15 protein-coding genes are annotated in these 20,768 nt (G+C 34.0%); 5 read left to right on the top strand and 10 right to left on the bottom strand.

Translation table 11 applies throughout. The features are described from left to right. Positions 1-136 precede the first annotated feature (136 nt). Positions 137-1,012 (top strand): hypothetical protein, encoded by an 876-nt coding sequence (locus tag DRF65_RS13110; RefSeq protein WP_123947337.1) that lies wholly within the window; start codon positions 137-139, stop codon positions 1,010-1,012. A gap of 114 nt (positions 1,013-1,126) precedes the next feature. Here the strand turns inward: DRF65_RS13110 and DRF65_RS13115 are convergent, their stop codons facing one another. The 4 genes from DRF65_RS13115 to DRF65_RS13130 form a co-directional block, all read right to left on the bottom strand. Then, a complete protein-coding gene (locus DRF65_RS13115; protein ID WP_115971217.1) occupies positions 1,127-2,359 on the bottom strand; it encodes a hypothetical protein in 1,233 nt (410 codons plus the stop codon). Further along, positions 2,359-3,285, bottom strand: a complete 927-nt coding sequence (locus DRF65_RS13120; protein ID WP_115971218.1) for a hypothetical protein — start codon at positions 3,283-3,285, stop codon at positions 2,359-2,361. Before DRF65_RS13120 ends, DRF65_RS13115 begins: the two co-directional genes overlap by 1 nt. Positions 3,286-3,288: 3 nt before the next feature. Further along, the gene (locus DRF65_RS13125; protein ID WP_115971219.1) at positions 3,289-4,314 is read right to left on the bottom strand and encodes a hypothetical protein; all 1,026 of its coding nucleotides are present in this window, start codon (positions 4,312-4,314) and stop codon (positions 3,289-3,291) included. Between the two features lie 771 nt (positions 4,315-5,085). Then, positions 5,086-6,219 (bottom strand): 1-acyl-sn-glycerol-3-phosphate acyltransferase, encoded by a 1,134-nt coding sequence (locus DRF65_RS13130; protein ID WP_115971220.1) that lies wholly within the window; start codon positions 6,217-6,219, stop codon positions 5,086-5,088. A 456-nt stretch (positions 6,220-6,675) separates the two neighbouring features. Between DRF65_RS13130 and DRF65_RS13135 the strand changes: the two genes are divergently transcribed. From DRF65_RS13135 to DRF65_RS13145, 3 genes are all read left to right on the top strand, one after another. Continuing rightward, positions 6,676-9,396: a peptidoglycan-binding domain-containing protein gene (locus DRF65_RS13135; RefSeq protein ID WP_115971221.1), complete on the top strand. Its 2,721-nt coding sequence runs from the start codon at positions 6,676-6,678 to the stop codon at positions 9,394-9,396. Continuing rightward, positions 9,383-10,276 carry a hypothetical protein gene (locus tag DRF65_RS13140; RefSeq protein ID WP_115971222.1) on the top strand — a complete coding sequence of 298 codons (894 nt, stop codon included), beginning with the start codon at positions 9,383-9,385 and terminating at the stop codon, positions 10,274-10,276. Before DRF65_RS13135 ends, DRF65_RS13140 begins: the two co-directional genes overlap by 14 nt. A 438-nt stretch (positions 10,277-10,714) precedes the next feature. Continuing rightward, the gene (locus tag DRF65_RS13145) at positions 10,715-11,125 is read left to right on the top strand and encodes a helix-turn-helix domain-containing protein (protein ID WP_115971223.1); all 411 of its coding nucleotides are present in this window, start codon (positions 10,715-10,717) and stop codon (positions 11,123-11,125) included. A 49-nt stretch (positions 11,126-11,174) separates the two neighbouring features. On the opposite strand, the gene DRF65_RS13150 is transcribed toward DRF65_RS13145, so the two are convergent. Both DRF65_RS13150 and DRF65_RS13155 read right to left on the bottom strand, forming a co-directional pair. Then, positions 11,175-14,036, bottom strand: a complete 2,862-nt coding sequence (locus DRF65_RS13150) for a type I restriction endonuclease subunit R (protein WP_115971224.1) — start codon at positions 14,034-14,036, stop codon at positions 11,175-11,177. A 102-nt stretch (positions 14,037-14,138) separates the two neighbouring features. Next, entirely contained in the window at positions 14,139-15,065 is a 927-nt protein-coding gene (locus tag DRF65_RS13155; protein WP_115971225.1) for a tyrosine-type recombinase/integrase, read from the bottom strand. Between the two features lie 98 nt (positions 15,066-15,163). Here DRF65_RS13155 and DRF65_RS13160 point away from each other — a divergent pair, with 98 nt between their 5' ends. Beyond that, the gene (locus DRF65_RS13160) at positions 15,164-16,324 is read left to right on the top strand and encodes a restriction endonuclease subunit S (protein ID WP_228438671.1); all 1,161 of its coding nucleotides are present in this window, start codon (positions 15,164-15,166) and stop codon (positions 16,322-16,324) included. Between the two features lie 58 nt (positions 16,325-16,382). Here the strand turns inward: DRF65_RS13160 and DRF65_RS13165 are convergent, their stop codons facing one another. The 4 genes from DRF65_RS13165 to DRF65_RS13180 all read right to left on the bottom strand — a co-directional run bounded on the left by DRF65_RS13165 (position 16,383) and on the right by DRF65_RS13180 (position 20,767). After that, complete coding sequence (locus DRF65_RS13165) at positions 16,383-17,600, bottom strand: restriction endonuclease subunit S (RefSeq protein ID WP_228438673.1); 1,218 nt, start codon at positions 17,598-17,600, stop codon at positions 16,383-16,385. A 100-nt stretch (positions 17,601-17,700) separates the two neighbouring features. Further along, a complete protein-coding gene (locus DRF65_RS13170) occupies positions 17,701-18,249 on the bottom strand; it encodes a hypothetical protein (protein ID WP_115971228.1) in 549 nt (182 codons plus the stop codon). Next, positions 18,246-19,499 (bottom strand): condensation domain-containing protein, encoded by a 1,254-nt coding sequence (locus DRF65_RS13175; protein ID WP_115971229.1) that lies wholly within the window; start codon positions 19,497-19,499, stop codon positions 18,246-18,248. The genes DRF65_RS13170 and DRF65_RS13175 overlap by 4 nt, the downstream gene beginning before the upstream one ends. After that, positions 19,496-20,767 carry a condensation domain-containing protein gene (locus DRF65_RS13180; RefSeq protein ID WP_115971230.1) on the bottom strand — a complete coding sequence of 424 codons (1,272 nt, stop codon included), beginning with the start codon at positions 20,765-20,767 and terminating at the stop codon, positions 19,496-19,498. Before DRF65_RS13180 ends, DRF65_RS13175 begins: the two co-directional genes overlap by 4 nt. Position 20,768: the final 1 nt, after the last annotated feature.

Genomic DNA, 20,768 nt, shown 5'->3' on the forward strand with positions numbered 1-20,768 from the left:
GTGAAAACAGAGGTATTGTTATTCCTGGAGATTTTCAGAGTCTTTTTCTTCCGGCTTCAAAACCTGAATAAAAACAGAAAAACATTCCATTCCTGCTTAGGGTTGTATTACATTTATGGTTTCAAATAAAAAACTAATGAAGCATTCTATTGTAGGATTATTATTGCTATTGGTCGTTCTGCCTGTTATTGTGGCGTGTAAAAAAGACGGAACGAAAAACCTTACAGATATTGAGCAGATAAAATTTGAGAACTTCTCACCGGAAGAATTTTATCAAAGCCACAATATTCTTAATTCAGCAAAGGTGAACGTAGACTCTCTGAATGCCTATAATAAAGATGTATTCACAGGAGCTTATCAAATAGATGTTTTTGATATTGATCCTAAAAATTATGTTTTTTATCCTGATTATGCCTACTATAGTCAAAGAGGAGAGATGTTCGATAATTCTCCTGAAAAAGAAATTAAAGAAGAGGGCGTAATGGAGGGAATTCCTGTGCCGGAAATTGCTTTTTTCAGGAATATTAAATTCAATTATGCCCATTTTATTCTGGATCAGAAAAATAGAAAGGTGGTGGGAGGTATTTTCAGTACCATTCCGCATTCAGAGGCTAATTATTATCAGAAAAACATGGATTTGGCACGTAAAGAACTAGGCAAACCTCAATATACTTATAATGGTTTCAGTGATGACGAAGGCGGACCAATGCATTATCCATTGGTATATGATATCTGGATCAGGGATGGAAAAATGATTCAGTTCAATAAGGATATCAGGGATGAAGGCGATAAACAATACGAATATATCACATTGCTAATCCTCAATGAAAATTTGAGTGATAGCTTTGATAGCAGCCAAAATCTACGTTTTACGATCTTTAAAGACTTTTTTGATCCGGACAGATCAAGAAGACACATGCTGGAAGGAACTCTTATGAAACGTTTCGGAAAAAATGATCTGGAGAAAGCCTCTGAAATGATGAGAAAACATCTGGATTCAGTGAAGAAATAAATGAATAGTTTATAAACAGTGAGTTTTACAGCGCTTTATAAATCAGTTTCGGGCCATTTTCGAAGAAAATGGCCCGAAACTTTTTAAAACGACAAAGCTTACAGAAATATCTGCTTATAGAGAGAGCATCTTTAAATATTCTTTTGGCATCCACATGAAGCATAAGATTAAAGTTCCAATCAACAGCAGTGATAAAGCCAAAGTAGCGACCTTAAAACCATCCAGCCTGAATTCTTTTTCCTGATTTCTGCCTGAGCTGTGAAAACCGGAGAGACCTGTAGGATAAGGGTTCTCTTTTGTGGTCTGCGTTCTTCCATTGGATGAAGATGATAGAGAAGGTAATGATTCTATATTCCTGTTTTGTTGAATAGTATGGTTGAATGACCGTTTATTTTCCAGATGTCTTTTTTTAGCCGATTCTACCTTTCCGTCAGCTGTAAGATCCCGGATCAGGGTCTCTATTTTTCCTGAATATTGATCATATTCTTTGCTAATGACTTCAATTCCGTTTTTGGATTCCTTTATTTTAGCTTCATTTTCCTGATGCCGCTTTTCATTTTGCATGATTTGTCTGTTGAGGTCCTCAAGCAACTTCGTCTTTTCATCCTGTAAAGCCACTTTTTCCTTTTCCAGCTCAGCGATAGCGTTTTGAAGGGCTCGGAGTCTTTCTTCCTCAAGGTAATCAAGTTCCTTTTTAAAACCATCAGTATCTACAATTTTAAAAATCCTTTTTTGCTTTACAAATTCTCCAATCTCATGACTTTGGGTAAAATAAATGGTGTCGTAAACGTTCAGAAGATCAATGGCCTTGCTGAAAAAGATCTGCAGTTGGGCAGCATTGGTCTCACAGTATACCACAAGGTAATTATTATTGGATCGGGTAAAATCCAGCTCATCCACTTCCCGGACATTGAATCCTATTTTATCAAAATCCTTAGGTTTCCGGATAGAAAACTGATCGGAATGATTGATGGTAATCGTATCTTCTGAAAGATTATTTTTCTCGAGACTGTTCTGAAAGTCATTTAGGGCATTAATGATAAGTCCTTCAGAAGCAATTTTATTAACGAAAAGTAAACTTGAACCTATAAAAGTTCCACCCCTGTCTGAGTTCTGTTCTTTTGCAAAAGTATAAACAGAATAGGAGATAAGGTTACACCCACCGGCGTAATCCTTCCGGATAGAATAGATATTGCTTTGAGGAAACAGCTTAATAGCATCCGTTTTTAGATCAAAGGTTCTTATTTCCTTAGCAATGCTTTGATTTCCACCCAGAAAAAAGGTTTGTCTGAAACCATTCGGGTTCCCAAAAGTCCCGAATGCGGAGAAAAAATAGGTATTGTCCATTAATTTGTAAAACTAAATTTTATACGTTCCCAGAATGTTCCTTCATAATCCAGATCATAGCCTGTAATACTTCTGTAGAGCCATTTTGCAAGCACTTCAGCCGTAGAAAGATTCAACAGATCAATTTTCTCACTTCCGGTGGTATTCTGAATACTACCTATAGTGTAATAGGTTTTACTTAAACCGTATGTATCGATACGCTGTGAGGCCATAGGAAGATGTTCAGAGATAAAAGCATCAAGAGCTTCGGCACTTTCCACATCCATTCTTCCGGATTTATCCCATTTGGAAATAACGAGAATAGCATTCACCGATTTTAAATTTTTACCCTTTCTTTCCAGCTCATCCAGAAATTCATTGATTAAAGAATCATCTTTATATGCCGTTTCATAGCTGGTAACAATGACGAATGTAAGCGGAATATTGGCATTCAGAAAAGTTTCTATGCTGCTGTGATAGCTTCCGCCTCTTCGGATATCATTATGGTTTTCCCCGGAAGTTTCCAGGAAGGTAAGATCTATGGGAAGTACTCTTTTTGATCGGTTATTCGGTTCAAAAACAAGATCCAGACGGGTTACCTGATCCCTTGTCGTTCTGTTGGGAAGGATACCCTGTCTGATATTTTCAAAAAAATCGGAAAGCAGAACATTGGCTTCCTTAGAGTTGGGAGTTCCTAGCTTCGGTCTCAAAACTCCGGCATATGACCGGAGATAATAAAGCATAGAAGAAAGGATAACAGATTTCCCGGATTCTGCCGTTCCAAAGAAAAAAACGAAGTTACTTTCCTTATTTTTAATATCATTGGAAATTGTTTTGGCAATCGGAACAAAATCTTCTTTGGTGTCATTTTGAAAATCAAAAGAAAGAGGCTTTAAGGTTTCCTCGGTTTCAAAAGAAAGTGGTTTTAATTGATCGTTGGTTTCCATAGTTTAGTTATTAGGGATGATGGTTTTACCGCTTCTTTTATTGGTAAATACACTTCTGTTGTTTCCATTGTAGTTTCCTGAATCTGTGACCAGTAAAATGATAATAACAATCACAAAATCGAGTAAAATACAGCCGGCCAATACCACAAACTGGTACATTCCGAAGTTTTTAATGGCATGTTCAAAGGCAAAACCTATTTTTCCGACCTGCTGGGTTTTTGAAACGACAGGCTCAAAATGTATTTTATCATTTCCCAGAACCGTTTGTGCTCTGCTTCCCAGTTTATTATAATCAGCAAGAGATTCATCAATCAATCCCTGAGAGAGTCCGTCCTTATCCTTTTTTGATAAAAGCAACAGGTCCTGGATGGTTTTATTCCATTTAAACGCAGCATTATTGATATCTGATTTTAAGGTTCTTTCTTCAGGAGAAAGGTCTGAAACGATATTATCAATCTGTTTTCCCATTCTTTCAGCAAGATCTTCATAATCTTCACCAACAGGTGTCAGAAGATCTACTTTTTGACCGGTTAATCTTTCGATATCTTTAATCAAAAGCTGGGCACGGGTTCCGATGCCTTTATTTCCAGGGTCTTTGATCTGTTCCATCAATTGTTTCTTCTTGATCTCAATATTTTGAGTGGTTGCTTTATTGTACTTATAGCTTAATTTCGATTCCACATCGTTTTCAAGAGCTGTGAAATTTTTATTAATATCACGAAGCTCATCCGTATAAATATCCGTTTTCATAAACCTTGTGTACAATGCATTAAAATTGGCTATAAAGCAGAACGAGGCAATAAAGATGTAAATTCCCACCAGACTTCCGGTAGGTTTACCTTCCAGTTTGGCACTTCTCAGCATCCAGCACAGGAAAAGGAGGAGCAATGATAAAACCAAGGCAATGACAAATGATGCAGGGCCAAAGATCTGCTGCAGCCCAAGCCATGTCTGGTAAAAGCTTACACTGATCAGTAAGATTGCAAGAATTCCCAAAAAGAGATCTGCAGGAGTCATTTTTTTATTCATAATGTATCTGTTGTTTTTTGAATGAGGTTATAAAAAAACATTTTGTTTTATAATGCCCGAAACTACAAACAACAGAGTAAAGAAAATTACGGAATCCCGTAAAGGGTAGTGCTCCGGATTCAGCCTGAATAGTGATTTTATGAATATGATTCAAGATATTTGAACCATTAAAAGGGTAGAGAAGATAAAAATAGGTAAGGGAATGGCTGAAGCTATTGATTGTACAACCTTATAATTTCATCTTTGATGAATCTTCACTTTTCTTAATGTTTAAATTTTTTACGCAAAGATTTCTAAAATAAGGCTGGTGTATTTTAGGTAGCAAAGAGTTGAATCAATTTCATTGATTCCTTCTAAGCGTATGTATAATTTTGGCCACTAATGCACGATTTTTTTTATTCATTCGTGCATTAGTGGCCAAAAAAATCTTTAATTATTTCGAGGGATTCCTATTAAAAAGAAGCGATAATATCTGTGTAGATCTGAGAAAATCTGTGGTTATAAAATAATAGGAACTGTAAAGTATCCTTAATGTTTTAAAATTCTTTTGTTTTTCAGACGCAAAGTTTTCAGTAGGTTTCTGCTATATTTTTAAGCTAGCAAAGAGTTGAATCAATTTTATTGATCCTTCTAAGCGTATGTATAATTTTAGCCACGAATGCACGAATTCTTTATTCATTCGTGCATTCGTGGCCAAAAAAAAATCAAGTATTTTGAGGTATTCCTCCTAAAATAAGAAGGAATATCTGTGCAGATCTGTGGGTAAAGAAATTATTTTTCTTCTGCTTTTAATTTATTTACCAGAGGATTGGCGTACATCGCCAGGAAATACTCCTTAGAAACAGGATCAGACGGATCTATACGCATCTCTGATCTTCGGATAAACAATTGTTTTTCCTGTTCTGTATATTGAGAAGCATAGGTATTTGTATTGTTGATCAGATCGTAAGCTATGTATTTCGTAGGCCAAAGCTTGTAATTCTTAATGATAGAATCATCAATCAACTGTACAATAGCCTGCAACTGTTTGTTTTTATTCTCAACGGTAGCGGCAATATGATCCAATTGTGTATCAATAACATCACCAGCATGGATATGAATTCTTTTCTTTTGTCCTAAAATTCCGCTGAGTATGGTGTTGAAGTCTTCGTTTTTTCCTTTAATGTATGCCTCTTCTCTGTGTTGTGCCAATAATTGAGGCATTTTTAAGGAATCGGTAGGATCATACTCATAGGAAATAGAGATAGGAACGATCTTTAATGTTTTAAAATAATCTATTAATGACTGATCTCCTGCGGCCATGGCCAACATTTTTAAAACCCCTTGTTGAGTAGCATCATTTCCGTCTTTAGCACGGCCTTCGCGCTGAGCAATCCATACGGAGCGGTTTTCTTCATGTAACAGCATATCAATATACTCAGACATGGTCTGTGAACTTTTAAGCTGGTCACGAATTGACAATCCTCTTTGAACTAAGAAATTACGGTTCAGTTTAGCCAGTACATTCAAAAAGTTTCTCTTTACAAGATTGTCACCAATGGCTGAAGCGGTCATAACGTGGCCGCTTTCCAACAAAACAAGGTTAAGAAGGGAAGTATCCAGTACAATATCCCTGTGATTCGAAATGTAAAGATACGAAGCGTTCTTATCAAGCTTATCGAAGCCAGAAGTCGTTAAACCTTCAGAACTTTTGGCAAGAATCTGACGAACGGCATACGCTACAAACTGATGTTGAAAATCACTTATGGAATGCACATTTTTAAACTGTTCCAGCCAAACCTGCTCATCCTCTCCGGGAAAAGTAAAGTTCATCAGTGCTTTCATCATCGGATCACGGGCTATGCTCTGTAATCTTTCATTCACTTCATGATCATGAAAATACCGGATTTCATCAAACTTTGACATGGGCTTATTTAAAAATTAAAACTTTTTGCAAAAGAACGAAAATTTATCTGGGGATAGGGTATAAAGGTTGTTAAAGTATTATGATGGGCGTAGGAATTAGAAAATTTATCTGGTAAACCGGATGAAGCTTTATAATTTGTTCCAGTATATTTAAACCACAAAAGGCACAAAAGTTTTATTTGAAATATTTTAGTTAGTTTACAATAATACTATATTGTTTGAGTTCAATTTTTAATCAATGAACAGGCTTCGGCTAATTTTAAAACTTAGAAATAGTGTTAAAATATACCCTGTATTTCATTTAAAGTCTACTTTACAATATTTTTCTTCCGGTTGAATATCAAATCAATTTGTTTTTTATTTAAATTTTTGATTATCACTGTATTTAATTAAGTTTTTCAACAAACTTAACATTGTAGGTAAATCCTATATTTGAATACAACAAACACAAATGTAATGTCAGAAAATAAAAACCTTATCATCATAGGAAGTGATAAACCTGTGATAGGAACAAAAGAAATGTACTCTGTTTCTTCAGTAAACGACTGGCTGGATCCTCTCAAACTCATCAAGAATCCCTTGCAGGTTCCAAAAACACACTGGGAAGTTATGGTAGAGACCAAAACAGGCTGGAGAAAAGGAGGTAGTGATAAAGAGGGACAAACCATACCTTTCACCTTTGGACAGAAAAGCTTATTTCATAAAGGAATAAAGATCATTGCACGTCAGGGAGAATTCGATGCAGAGCTTATTGTCCATCCGCAACGGGCTAAAGAACCTAAAATAACTAGGGTGGAACTTCTGGATGCCAATTATAAAGCTATTCCAAAAGGTAAAAAACTGAGCTATAAAGACACCATTATTGCAAGAGCCTATTGTGTAGAAATGTTCGGGATGAATATTGCTTTTACCCTTTGGGAAGATGATGCTCAAGGTGAAGGGCACAACGCTAAAGTAAATGCTTTAAATAAAATAAATCCCGCCCCTATTCTTAGCAGAGTGAATGAGAAAGGGGTGGCAGAAGCCGTTTTCAGGTTACCTTTTTACACGATGGCGGTGCTGATTGCCAATGCACAAACTGCATCAGGAGATAAAAACGAAGGAGCAACCCATGAATATTATGTAACAGCGGATATAGTAAGTAAACATATACAAAAAGCAAGTCTCAACGTAAATGTAGTTAACCCTACTCATAATCCAGAACCTCCAAGAAAAAGAGAGTTTCCAAAGGGAAATACACCTTCGTCAGAGAAGCCAAAACCCCAAAACAATTCTTCAAAGTTCCCAGTAACGACAGGCGGAAAAAAGAGTGATGATCCCCAAGGAAAGATCTTGAGTGCTGAATTTGTTGACAACAATGGTAACAGACTTCATTCTTTGAAAGTAGGAACCACCGTAAGAATAAAGATTGTTGCAAAGGAGATGAAAGACAAAAAAGTAAAGGTAAAAATATGGGAAGAAGATAATATTAAATGGACTAATGATTTGATTTTTGAGAAAGATTGTATTTTAATTGGTGACAACAATTACATCAATAATGTACAACTTACAAAGCAAATGTTTAATAAGGCCAAAGATGGTGGCAGTGACAGCGCAAGACAGGATTATTTTATAGAAGTGATCCACCATGATACTTCTGTCACTTCTGAGGTGATGCCTGTAAATGAAGATGCTGAGCCTACAAAGGTGGAGAGTGGGAGAAGTCCGGCGATTGTTAGGGAGCCGAAACCGGAAAAGAGAAATTGTGGAGGTAAATATTGCATTGACAAAAGTTCTGCTCCAAGCGAGTTGATGAGAGAAATAAATATACGTTTAGCTGGTTTTGGTGGCAATGTACCAACAGATAGGTTTACAGACAGAACCGAAAAAATGATTAAACAATTTCAGAGAGATTATATGAAAGTTCCTGAAACAGGAAAAGTTTGTGGGAATGTTCTAAAGGCTATTGATGAGTTTCAAAGTAAATTTACAGTTGATTTTACAGAGATAAAATGTAAATGTAAAAAATGTACAGGGTTTGGAGACGGTACTAATAAGGGAAAATACTTAAAAGACAAAAAGGAGGCTTATCATAGATACGAATATCCTGGTATTCATAGATCCTTACTTTCATCTATAAGAGCAGTTAAGTTCTATTTGAGAAAAGATGGAAGATTTGGTTTTAATAAAGTAAATTCCGGATACAGATGTAGATTTCATGAGGAATATTTAAAAAAACCAACAACAAATCACATGGGAAAGGCCTTAGATTTACATTTTAATGATAAAAATGGAAGGACTAAGAAAACATCTGATATGGAAACCATAAGAGAGGATATTTTCCACAAATATCTTGGCGCAAAATGGGATTGGAAAGAAAGAAACATTTTCAATTTAGAGTCAACAGAAAAAGGGGCAAAAACATGGGTTCATTATGATGTAAGAGAATTTGATCACTCTTTTTTAGAAGATAAGTTTTTTGTAAAGACTCTTCAAGAGTTAAATGGTAAAAGTATAGTAGCACTGGCCTTAGAATTAAATTATTCAAATACTTGCAAATGTATAGGAGAAGGAATAGTTGCTAATACAAAAGAGAAAGATACAACTAAAAAAAGTTATAAATATAAATGGGCTCATAGTGAGTTTGGTAATTTGATTGCAATGAGAGAATCATCGGATAATTATAACAAATGTAATAAAACAAAAGGAGGTTTTAAAGAAGTAAATAATTTAAATCTAGCAGACTTAACTGTGGAAGAGATTCAAGAGAAACAGAAAAACAGAGACCTTTTTGCAGTGGGCAGGTATCAACTTATTCCAATTACTTTTAATGATGCAATTTCAAATTTAAAACTTAATTTAAATGATAAAATGGACAAAGATAAGCAAGATGAAATTTTTGATGAATATCTTATTAAAATTAAAAGACCTAAAATAATATCATATCTTGAAGGTAATGGTAACTTAGAAGATGCTATGTATTCAGCCGCACAAGAATGGGCGAGTATTGCGGTGGAAAAGGGAAAAAGAATTAGTGATAAAGTAACAAAAGACAAGAAAGGTAACGTTATTTCAAGAGAAGCTAGATTTTCTGATGGTACAGATTCTTATTACCAAGGAGATGGTTTAAATCAAGCGCATATAATGCCAGAACAAATAAAAAATGTTTTAATAAACTCAAAAAATGCAAATAAATAGAATATTTAATTTAGTTTTAATCATCCCCCTTTTTATGGTAGGATGTAAAAAGAATATCATATCAGAGTCACAAGATATTAATGATAAAATTGAAAAAGAAAAGATCTATCATAATAGTGACACAACTAATATCCCAGAAAATAACAATTTAAAATTATCTCTTGTTTTAAGTTGTGGCTCAGGTTGTGCCATGACGTATAATGCAACAAAAATTACACAGACAGGGCTAAATATAAAAGTTATATTTACAGTAGATATGTATATTGATGAAGTTATATCTGACACTTATGATGAAGCTTATATTTTTTCCTACGATGATTCGTATAGACTAAAAAAAATAGTTAAAGTAGGTGATGAAGAAGAAAGTTTCTTAGAAACTCAATCTGTTGATAATCAAAAATCTTTTACAGATTTCGCTAAAGAATTAGTTAAAAAAAACATTTCCATCATTCCTTATGAAAATTGCTTTGAAGAAACTTCCATAAAATTACCTTATAGCACTTCAATTAATTATAAATCTGCAAAATATAATTATTTAAAATGCAATGATATTAAAGGTCTACAAAAGTTGGCATGTGAAAAAGAAAACATAAGATATATACCACTTCCAACTAAAAATGATATAAATATTATATTGATTCCACAAGATTGTGGAGACTTTTCATATAGGTTTTATTTAGTAACGATCAAAAATAATTCTGTAGTTGGAAATCTATATGTTGAGGGTGAGTGGCAGGAACCGGAAGATGATTCAAGTAAAGAGGTTACAACTTTTTCACTAGATAATAAATATAATCTACAAGTTAAAACTAAAACTAATACATCTCTTATTATAAAAAATTATATAATTTCAAGTAATGGAGAGATAGTCAAGAAGTAAAAGGTTTGCAAGAGAAGGAGAGTCTTATTATGCTGATGATGGTCTAAATAAACTGCTGAATTCTCTTATTTTAATACGGGGAACTCTGTCCAATTGCTGAGTTCTGCAGTGGTGAGGCTATTGGGAGTGCCATCTACAAAGAATAGGGTATGGTTTTTCCAAAGGTATTCATAGTTAGTTTTATTATTTTGAATCATAGATGATTCAGGAATATTGATTTGAAAGTAACAATAATAAGAAAAATCTTTAGTTTTTGTTTACAGGAAAGCATACATTTTCTAAAAACAAACTGTAAATATGGATTGAAAGAATTTTTAGGTCCTTTCGTAGGGTATTTAAAGATGAAAAGTGGAGAATGAAGATTGTAATTATATTGGTTTAAGAGCCAATTTTCACAAATATTTTTCTATATTTAAACCTCATAAATGTTGATTTATCATGGAACAAAAAATACATCAGGGACGCAATGTAAAACGATTCAGGGAAATGCTGGGCATCAAGCAGGAAGCATTGGCTCTTGACCTTGGGGACGACTGGAACCAGAAGAAAGTATCTCTGCTGGAACAGAAAGAAATTATTGAAGACCCTTTACTGAAAAGAATTTCTGAAGTATTGAAAATTCCGGTGGAAGCGTTTCAGAATTTTGATGAGGAGCAGGCGGTGAATATTATTTCTAATACTTTTACTGATTTCAAAGAAGGAGCTTCAGCAATTAACATACATCCTGTTTTTAATCCGGTAGAAGCTATTCTGAAAATGCATGAAGAAAAGATGGAACTTTATGAAAGAATGCTGAAGGAGAAGGATGAGATGATGGGGAGACTGGAGAGGTTGATTGAGAAGAAATAGTTTAATATAATATGAAAAGGTTCAGCAGATGCTGAACCTTTTTTATTTATTAGGCATTAACACCATCAATGAAAACATCCACAAAATTTTGCACTTTCTGAATAATTCTTCGCCCTATATTATTTCTTTCGGTAAGTTTTGGCTTTACCTCAAGAAGTTTTAAAGTATCACTAATTTTAGGAGTTTTTGAAGTAAAAAGAAAATCATCAATAACATCTCTGAATCTATCTTTATTTAAAGATTCGTCATCAGCAATTTTGTCAAAAGCTGTGTTTTTTTCTTTGTTCCAAAATTTTTCAAATTCATCATTCACATCATTTCCATCAGAAATATGAGGCAAATTTTCTTCTATAAATTTTTCTATTAACTCTTTTTTACTTCTCAGTTTAGCATCTCCGGAAAGAATATCTCTTATTTCTTTTTTCCTTTGTTCTAATTTATCACCTTTAAGATTTGAATCAGCAAGATTAGCTAATAATGAAAGAATATAGTTAACATTTATTTCATCACGATGAATTAATTCCAGTTCAAAATCTACATCATCTAAAATGCTTTCTTTTCCCTCTGTTCCTAGCTTTCCTTTTAAATCAGTCCAAATATCCAAATACTTACTTTTGTAACCATCAAACTCAAATTCAGTCATTTTCACTTTATCGAAGTCGAAATCAGCAAATGATTTTAATACATTTAGAACACGCATAACTTCACGGAAAGCAGTTATAAATTCAAACTTTTCCTGTTCCGTTTGATAACTATTAACACTGTCAATTTCGGGAGCAACTAGCTTCAATGTCTCTAAGGAAGAATTAAAAAACTCAATGTAATTTTCGATTGGCTGAATAATGATTTCCTGAATAGCTTCTTTGTTTGAAAATAAAGTCACTGCATCATCTGTTGCAGATTTTAAATTACGGAAGCAGACAATATTTCCTTGCGACTTCTTATCACCCAAAAGCCTGTTGGTTCGGGAAAATGCCTGGATTAATCCATGATATTTTAGATTCTTATCGACAAATAAAGTATTTAGTTGCGGGCTATCGAATCCTGTTAAGAACATATTAACAACAATAATTAAATCAACCTCTTTACTGCGAACTCTTTTGGCGATATCATTGTAATATCTATAAAAATCTTGACTGTCTTTTGTTGAAAAATTTGTACCGAACATTTCATTATAATGACCGATATATCTTTCCAATACGTTTCTGCTATGAGAATCGCCATATTGTTCTTGTGGCTCTGCAACCATTGCAAAATCAGGTTCTTCATAGATTCCATTTGCATCTTTGGATTCTTCATTAGTTCCATAGCTGAAAATTGTTGCAATTTTCAATTGATGTTTACCTTCTTCTTTTTTCTTTTGGAAAAGGTCATAATACTTCTGCAAAACATCAATACTGCTTACACAAAACATAGCATTAAAAGTACTGCTATGTGTTTTTCTTCCATATTCTGAAATGAGATAATCTGCAATTTTTTCAAGCCGTTTCGGGCTTTGAAGAAGTTCTTGAGTATCAATTGCTTCAACGTCAGTATCAATGTAAGTGTTACTCCCTTCTTTTTCCTTATATCTACCAACATATTCTACAGAAAACTTTAAAACATTATCATCCCGAATTGCATCTGTAATTACATATTTATGTAGACAGTCTTCGAATAGTCTATTAGTGGTTGCCGGAGCTCCATCTATTTTTCCAATTGAATTAACTTCAGATATAGGAGTTCCTGTAAACCCTATCATTTGGGCATTTTTAAAGTACTTTTTGATATTCTGATGCGTATCTCCAAACTGGCTTCTGTGACACTCATCAAAAATAAAAACAACTTTTTTGTCTTTTAGTTTTTCAATTTTGTTATCATGTTTTTCTTTGGTAATAGCAGTGTTGAGTTTTTGTAAAGTTGTAACAATGAGTTTGGTACTGTTAGAAAGTTGTTTCACTAAATGAGCCGTATTTTCAGTTGCATCAACGCTTCCTTTTTCAAAAGCATCAAATTCTTTTTGTGTCTGATAATCCAGATCTTTTCTGTCTACTACAAATACTACTTTTTCCACTTTCGGAATTTCTTTCAGAATCTGGCTCGCTTTAAAAGAAGTTAGTGTTTTTCCTGAACCTGTAGTATGCCAAATGAAACCATTCTTATCCGTATTTTTTACTCGGTCAACAATTTTTTCCACTGCATAATATTGATATGGCCTTAGCACCATTAATATCTTGTTCGTTTCATTTAAAACGATATACTTGGTAATCATTTTTGCAATGTGACAAGGCTCTAAAAATGCTGGTGCAAAATGATCCAGTTGTGTTATATTGTTGTTTTGATCATCTGACCAATAGAAGGTTTGTTTAAAAGTTTGCTTAGCGTTATTGGAATAATATTTTGTGTTAACTCCGTTGCTGATAATGAATAACTGAACATAATTAAACAGTCCGTTTCCAGAATTAAAAGATTGATGATGATAACGGTTGATTTGATTAAAAGCTTCTTTTAATTCGAGACCGCGTCGTTTTAGTTCAATTTGAACCAAAGGCAGCCCGTTAATTAGAATTGTTACATCATATCTGTTTTTATAATTACCTTCCTGTGCGATTTGATTGGTTACCTGAAACTGATTTTGGCACCAATGATCTTGACTGATAAATTCAATCCATTCTGAACTTCCGTCATCCTTGGTAAAGTGAAATTTATCCCGAAGAATTTTTGCTTTTTCGAAAACATTTCCTTTAGAAAGGTGATTTAGTATTTTTTCAAACTCTTTATCAGAAAATGTCTTTTTATTATGAATTTCGAGTTGAGTTTTTAGATTTTTAATTAGATCAATCTCATTGCAGATTTTGACTTTCTTGTGACCTAATTGCTGCAATTGTTCAACTAACTTTTGTTCTAAAATATATTCTGGTTGACTTGACATTTTGGGGTTATGAGTTTAGTTAAAGCCTTGTCAGAGCCTTAAACTCTGACAAGATTGTTAATAGTTTTCCCAAATGTAAGAAATATTGTATGATAACTGAAATTATTTAAGTGCTTTAAACATCTGATCAATTGCTTTTTTCTTCTGTTCCAGATTAGGGTGAACATACAGATTCAATGTAGTACTGATATTGGAATGTCCTAATAAAACACTTACTGTTTTATAATCACATTTACTTTCAATACATCTAGTTGCGAAACTATGTCTTAATCCGTGAAATTTGATATCGGGAATTTCCAGGTATCGCATCAGATTTTTATAATAGCTTCTGTAGGTTCTTGGCTCTGTGGGCTTAGAATCATTAGTTAGAACATAAAACGCTGGATTAACAATTTTCTTAAATGGTTTCAACATTCTCAAAAGATCTCTGGAAATAGGAATTTCACGGATTGAGTTTTTTGTTTTTGGCGTATCGATAAGAAGTTCAGTCCTACGTTCTCCTCCTTCAATAACATAGATTCTTTGGATGGTTTTTCGAATATTGATAATGCCATTATCTGTATCAATATCTTCCCAAGTAAGCGCACATATTTCACCAATTCGCATTCCAGAGCAAAGACAGATATAAACACCTAAATTTCTAAAAGTAAAATGCTCCTGAATATAGCTCATTACTTTTTTCTGATGCGTTCTGGTTAGGACTTTAATAGTATGCGTTTCTCTTACCGTAGGATATTGTACATCAAAATTGATGAACTCAATCCATTTATTCTTTGCTCCAAATTTCAATACCATTTTCAGGACAATGAGAATATCTTTGATACTTTTCTGACTTAACCCTTGTTCCAGTTTTTGAAATACGAACTTTTGCACATCTTGATCCTCAATCTCAGAGTCGTCTTTGAATACAGGCAATAAATGATTTTCCAGCAACAATACATAAGCGGAAAAGGTTGATTTTTTTACATACAGCTTTTTGTCATTTTTCCAAAGTTCAGCGATTTCTGCTAATGTTTTCTTTCTTGTCATAAATTTTTTGATTTTTAATGATTTTCTAACTAATCTCAAAAGTTATGAATTAAGATTGGGGATTTATAGTTATTGAGCTTTAACACAAGTTTTAATCAATCTTTGCATTTCCTAATTTAAGATTTCCGGGGTTTGAAGGGGAGTGGGAAACAAAAAAACTGGGGGAAGTCGTAAAAATTAATCAAGGACTACAAATAGCAATATCTGAACGATTAACAGAAAAGAGAGAAGGAGCGTACTTTTATATTACAAATGAATTTTTAAAAGCTAATTCAATAAAAAGATACTACATTTTAAATCCTCCAAAATCTGTAATTTGTGAAGAAGAAGATATATTAATGACTAGGACAGGAAATACAGGACAAGTGGTAACAAATGTATCAGGTGCATTTCATAATAATTTTTTCAAAGTAGCTTACCCCGAATATATCATCAAGAATTTTTTATTAAATTTTCTAAAATCAAATAAAATACAGAATCAAATTATTCGATTAGCAGGAACATCAACAATTCCCGATTTAAATCATTCTGATTTTTATAAGATTAAAATTATATTTCCTTCTACGCAAGAACAAAAGAAAATAAGTACTTTATTGAGTTTATTAGCTCAACGTATCCAAACCCAAAAGAAAATAATTGAGGATAATCGTAAGATGAAATTAGAGCTTTCTCATAGCCTTTTTACTAGAAGTCTAAAAATCAATCAGCGATATATCAGTAAATGGGAAGAAAAGAAGCTAGGAGATATATCAACAATCTTGATGGGGCAATCTCCAGATTCGTTAGCTTATAATACGGATGGAAAAGGATTACCTTTGATTCAGGGTAATGCAGATATTGTTCAAAGATTTTCAGAACCAAGACAATTTACTAGTCAAATTACAAAAACGTGTGATATTGGAGATATAATATTAACTGTGCGTGCTCCTGTAGGTTATGTCGCAAAATCTAAACATTTTGCTTGTATAGGACGTGGAGTTTGTGCTATCAAAAGTAATGAAAAATCTGATTCTGAATTTATTTATCAGTTTTTATTATACTTTGAAAACAAATGGGCCTCTTTTGAACAAGGTAGTACTTTTACTTCTGTGAATAGATCCGACATAAAGACTATTAAATTAAATATTCCAACGATAAAGGAACAAAAAGAAATAGCAAAATTTTTAAAAGCTTTTGATGAAAAAATAAAGTTAGAGGCTGAATTATTAAATCAATATGAAAATCAGAAAAAGTATTTATTGCAAAATCTTTTTGTTTAATAGATTAGTTTTTCAATCCAGCCTTGTCAAGGTTTAACACCTTGACAAGGCTATCTCCTCAAACAAATAAATTAGTCAACAGAAACTTTTTTTGAAGCTCTAGTTTTTCTATAATTTTTTTTTCTGTTTCTATCTTTTCTTGAATAGAAGAAAGAAAATTGGCTATTTTAGTTTGTTCTTCTCTACTTGGTAAACTTATTTTGATATCAAAAAAATCAGTTATACTTATATTTAAAAGTCCGTGATTTCTTGCTCCTTCTTGGGCTATCTTTTCTATTTCTACATTGTGATATCCTGAGTCAAAATAATGTTTCATATACTCAGAGTTTATATAGTCGTGGAATCTAAAGCAAATGTATAATGTTGAAACGACACCCTTTTTATAGTTTATAAGCTGTTTAATTGCTCCCATCGGATAGCCATTTGAATAACTCTTATTATAAGCAAAATCATTTTTTTCTAATAAATAATAATTATCTATGTTTTTAGCTGACACGGATTTACTGAAAAAATCTAATTGGCTAATTAAACCGTATTGTGCTGAAATTGTTAAAACATTTTTATTACTTTCTATGTTTTTTGTTGTTATTCTTATTGATATATCTTTTAATTTTTTTATCTCCCAACTAGAAAAGCTATTTCGTTCATTCTTGAATCTAACTTTTTGAGAAAATATTCTTTCACGCCATCCTTGGATTAAGGATTCTAATTTTTCAATTATTTTCTTTTGGGTTTGGATACGAGAATTTAAAAGAGATAAAAAGCCTGATAGCTTTTCTTGTTCTTCTAATTGTGGAAGTTTTAAATTCAGTAACGCCAATTGACTAGAATATAAATGAACCACTGAGATACCTTGCGAAAGTTTTGCAATCTCTAATTTCTTTTTGCTATTCAAATAATATGATAGGAAAACACCATTATTTTTAGTTTTTATTATATTCAAATCTCCTCCTAATGCAACCCCTGATTTGATAACACAAGATGCAGTTGCAATATCAATTTGAGTTTCTCCTGAAGCAGGGATAATTACATCATTAGCTTCACTTAAAACAAGAGTGGAAATAGCTGTATTCGTTTTTGATTTTATTTCAGAAATTACTTCTCTATAAAAAGTATATAACTCTCCATATCTTATACATTCAGTTTCACCATCGTCAACTATTTCATTTTTAGAAATGCCTTTTCCTTTAGCAAAAGTTGCAACTTCTCCTAACCTTTTAGCTTCCCATTGTCCTTCAAACCCCGGAAATCTTAAATTAGGAAACTTTAAAGATATTTTATTTTAGATTAAAAAGAAAGAGTAGAACTGAAAAATTTGTATAATGTTGATATCTTAATTATAACGTATTGTAATATAAATAAGTGGTTTTTAAATTTTAGTATTCTTCTGTTATGACAACCTGATTCCTTCTCCACATCCACCTCCTCAACCTCCAAACCGGCAAATAAACAAACACCACAGACAAAATCCCAGCCAGTATTCCCACAACAACAGCCATCGCCGTAGCATCCAGCTTATAATCCTTAGAAAAATTATATTGCCCTAAAAAAAGCATCGCTAACACCAAAGAACAGGTAATCACGCCATGCAGAATACTCAGCTTGGTCATTAGCTTTTTTATATTCAACGCTTCATCTACGGTAAACTCAATGGCGCCTTGTCCGGCGGCATCGTTTACCCTTTTGATGATGTCTATGGTGAGGACAACGGGGAGAAATAGGGCCATGGGTAAGGTAAGGCGGGCCAGATTTTGTTCGCCGGAAAAAAAATGGGTGTAGCCTAGTTCCTTGAAGCTGGCATACGCGATGATGAAATTGAAAAATACATTCGGAAGGACATAGTAAATCGTACGCTTGATGAGAAAGCGTTTAAGGGTAGTTTTTTTGAGCTTTTTGGGTGGCTTCGGCTTAAATTTCAATTTCATATGGAGGTGGTCATGAGCGCTATGGCTTTCTCTTTTATTTTGGCGGCTTCCGCTTTGGGCAGGAAGTCTTCGTTGGACAAAAATATAAAATCCATCTGATGGTTGTAGGTACTCGTCACCAAAGTGTTTGAGTTCAACCAGGGAAATGCTACGGTTGGACTGAAGATGGTTTCTACACTGAAGTTTTTATACTCATTTGGAATGTTGATTCTTCCCATATTGGAAAGGGTCACATCATGCCCGCCGTTGCTTGATTTTAGCATGGAGATCATACGGTCTACAATCGGGTGCATCTGTTCTCCCATCCACAGGAGTTCGCGGGCTTCCATCTTTCCAATTTTCTGTGTAAGATCTTCTTTGATATGTTTGGCGTTGTTCAGTAGATCTGAAGTCCCTTTTTTTATGGCTAGATCAACCGTTGGAGCAAAAGCAAATAAATGATCTTCTTTAATCTCAGGAATAAAATGACGGACATCTACCGGACTGATCACTTTACCTTTGGCATCTTTCCCTTTTATCTCCTGAAAAGCCTGCATAAAGGCAGAACACAATAAAGCATGTACGGAAACTCCGTTGGCTTTGCATCGCTCCATAATTTGGGCTGTGGTTGCCGGATCCAGTTTTTGATGAAGAACGTAATCGTTCCCGAGATTTCTCTTTTTGCTTTTTGGTTGTAAAAGAAAGAAGAACTTGGCAAACATCCGGTAAAGATTAGCCTTGAACTTCTTAGTTTTTACATTAAAGTTGGAAGGTAAAAATTCATCTACTGAAATGAAAGGTTCATAAGGTTCTAACTCTAAAGCGGGATCATCCAAAAGCTGAAGCAGCTCTTTCATTAAGGTAACTCCGGTGGTTCCGTCTGAAATGCAGTGCGGGATGGCCCAAAAGACTTCAGAAACATGCTGTCCTCTTACCCATACTACACGGGCCAGTGGAGTTTTTTCTTCTTCAAATAAGATTTTCCATTCTTTTTGAGACTCTGTCAGCCAGTCTTCCTCTGTTTTTCTTTCTACAATACGGAGTGGGATAGGAGCAATGTCTTTTTCCTCTTTAAAAAAAGGGTATTTTTCACTTTTAATATCTATAACCACTCTTAACAACGTATGTTTCTGCTGGATTTTTTCCAGAGCAGTTTTAAAATTCTGCTCCGGAAGTTCTCCTTTTATTTTGGCTGCAAATACACAGTTTACAGGGGTTTCAGGATCTACATACATGATCCTTTCTACCATCATTAGTTTTCTTTTGATCATGATACGGTTATATATTCCAGTTGTAATTTAATAATCTTCATGACTTCATCACGGATGGCCAGGGCATCGGTATAGGGTAAATAGCCTTCACTTCCTACAAAAGAAAAATCCATTTTCCCACGGTAAGTAGAAACGACCAGTGTTGTCGTATTTCCCAATGGACCAATCACAGACGGACTGAAAATAGTATCCACAGAGAATTCTTTATATTCATGAGGAATCTGAATGCGCCCCAGATTGGAAAACATACAGTCATTAGAGGATTTTCCGTTCTTTAAAAGCTTGGTGAAATTATTCAGCGCATCATGCCCGGATTCCATCACCATCATGGTAATATAAGGATCAAGCTTAGAGGTTTTACGCTCTACAGAAGCCTGCATGGCATGTAAATTTTCTATAAAGCTCAGCTTTTCGTTAGCAGAAACTACAATCATCAATCCAAAAGCAAAAATATGATCGTTCTTCACCTGGGTAGCAAAACGTCTGATGTCTACAGGACAGGATACTTTATTGAAAGCTCCGTTTCCTTTTATTTTTTTAAAAGCCTGAAGCAAAGCAGCACTTAAGAATGTGTTCACCGTAGCACCATTGGATTTACAATAGGAAATCAGTTGCTGACTCACAGTTTCATCTACTTTCCAACTGATTAAATAATCATTTTGGCGGTCAATAGATTTTTTACCGGTAGGAATAACCTTGATAGCTGTGGCCGCTAATCTTCCGATGAATTTGGCTTTTAATTTTTGCTTTCGGCTGTTTAAAATATTTGCTGGAACCACATCCTGAATACCTAAAATAGGATTTTCTATTCCAATATCGGCTTTGGGATTATCCAATACTTTTAAAAACTCATAAAGGAAGGCCATTGCAGAACCACCATCACATAAACAATGGTGGAACGCAAATAGCATGTCAGAAATGTCTTCCCCCTTAATCCAGACAAACCGGATAAGAGGCAATTTTTTAGGATCGAATAAGGTATTCCATTCCCTTTTGGATTCTTCCTGCCACTGATCTTCTCCTTTTCTGGCAATAATACGTACCGGAATGGAGATCGGGTTTTCAGGAACATCGAACCAGGGGATATTTTTATCATCGTGAGCAATAAGCGCTCTTAACCACGGATGTTTTTGCTGGATCTTAGCCAAAGCTTCCTGGATATCCTTTAATGCAAAGGTACCTCTGAGTCTGAAAGGAATCACCGCATTGAACGGTTCTGTTCCGTCTCCCAGTAACATTCGTTCGCCAAATAACAATCTTCTTTTCATA

The organism is Chryseobacterium pennae (genome assembly GCF_003385515.1).
Taxonomy (GTDB): domain Bacteria; phylum Bacteroidota; class Bacteroidia; order Flavobacteriales; family Weeksellaceae; genus Chryseobacterium; species Chryseobacterium pennae.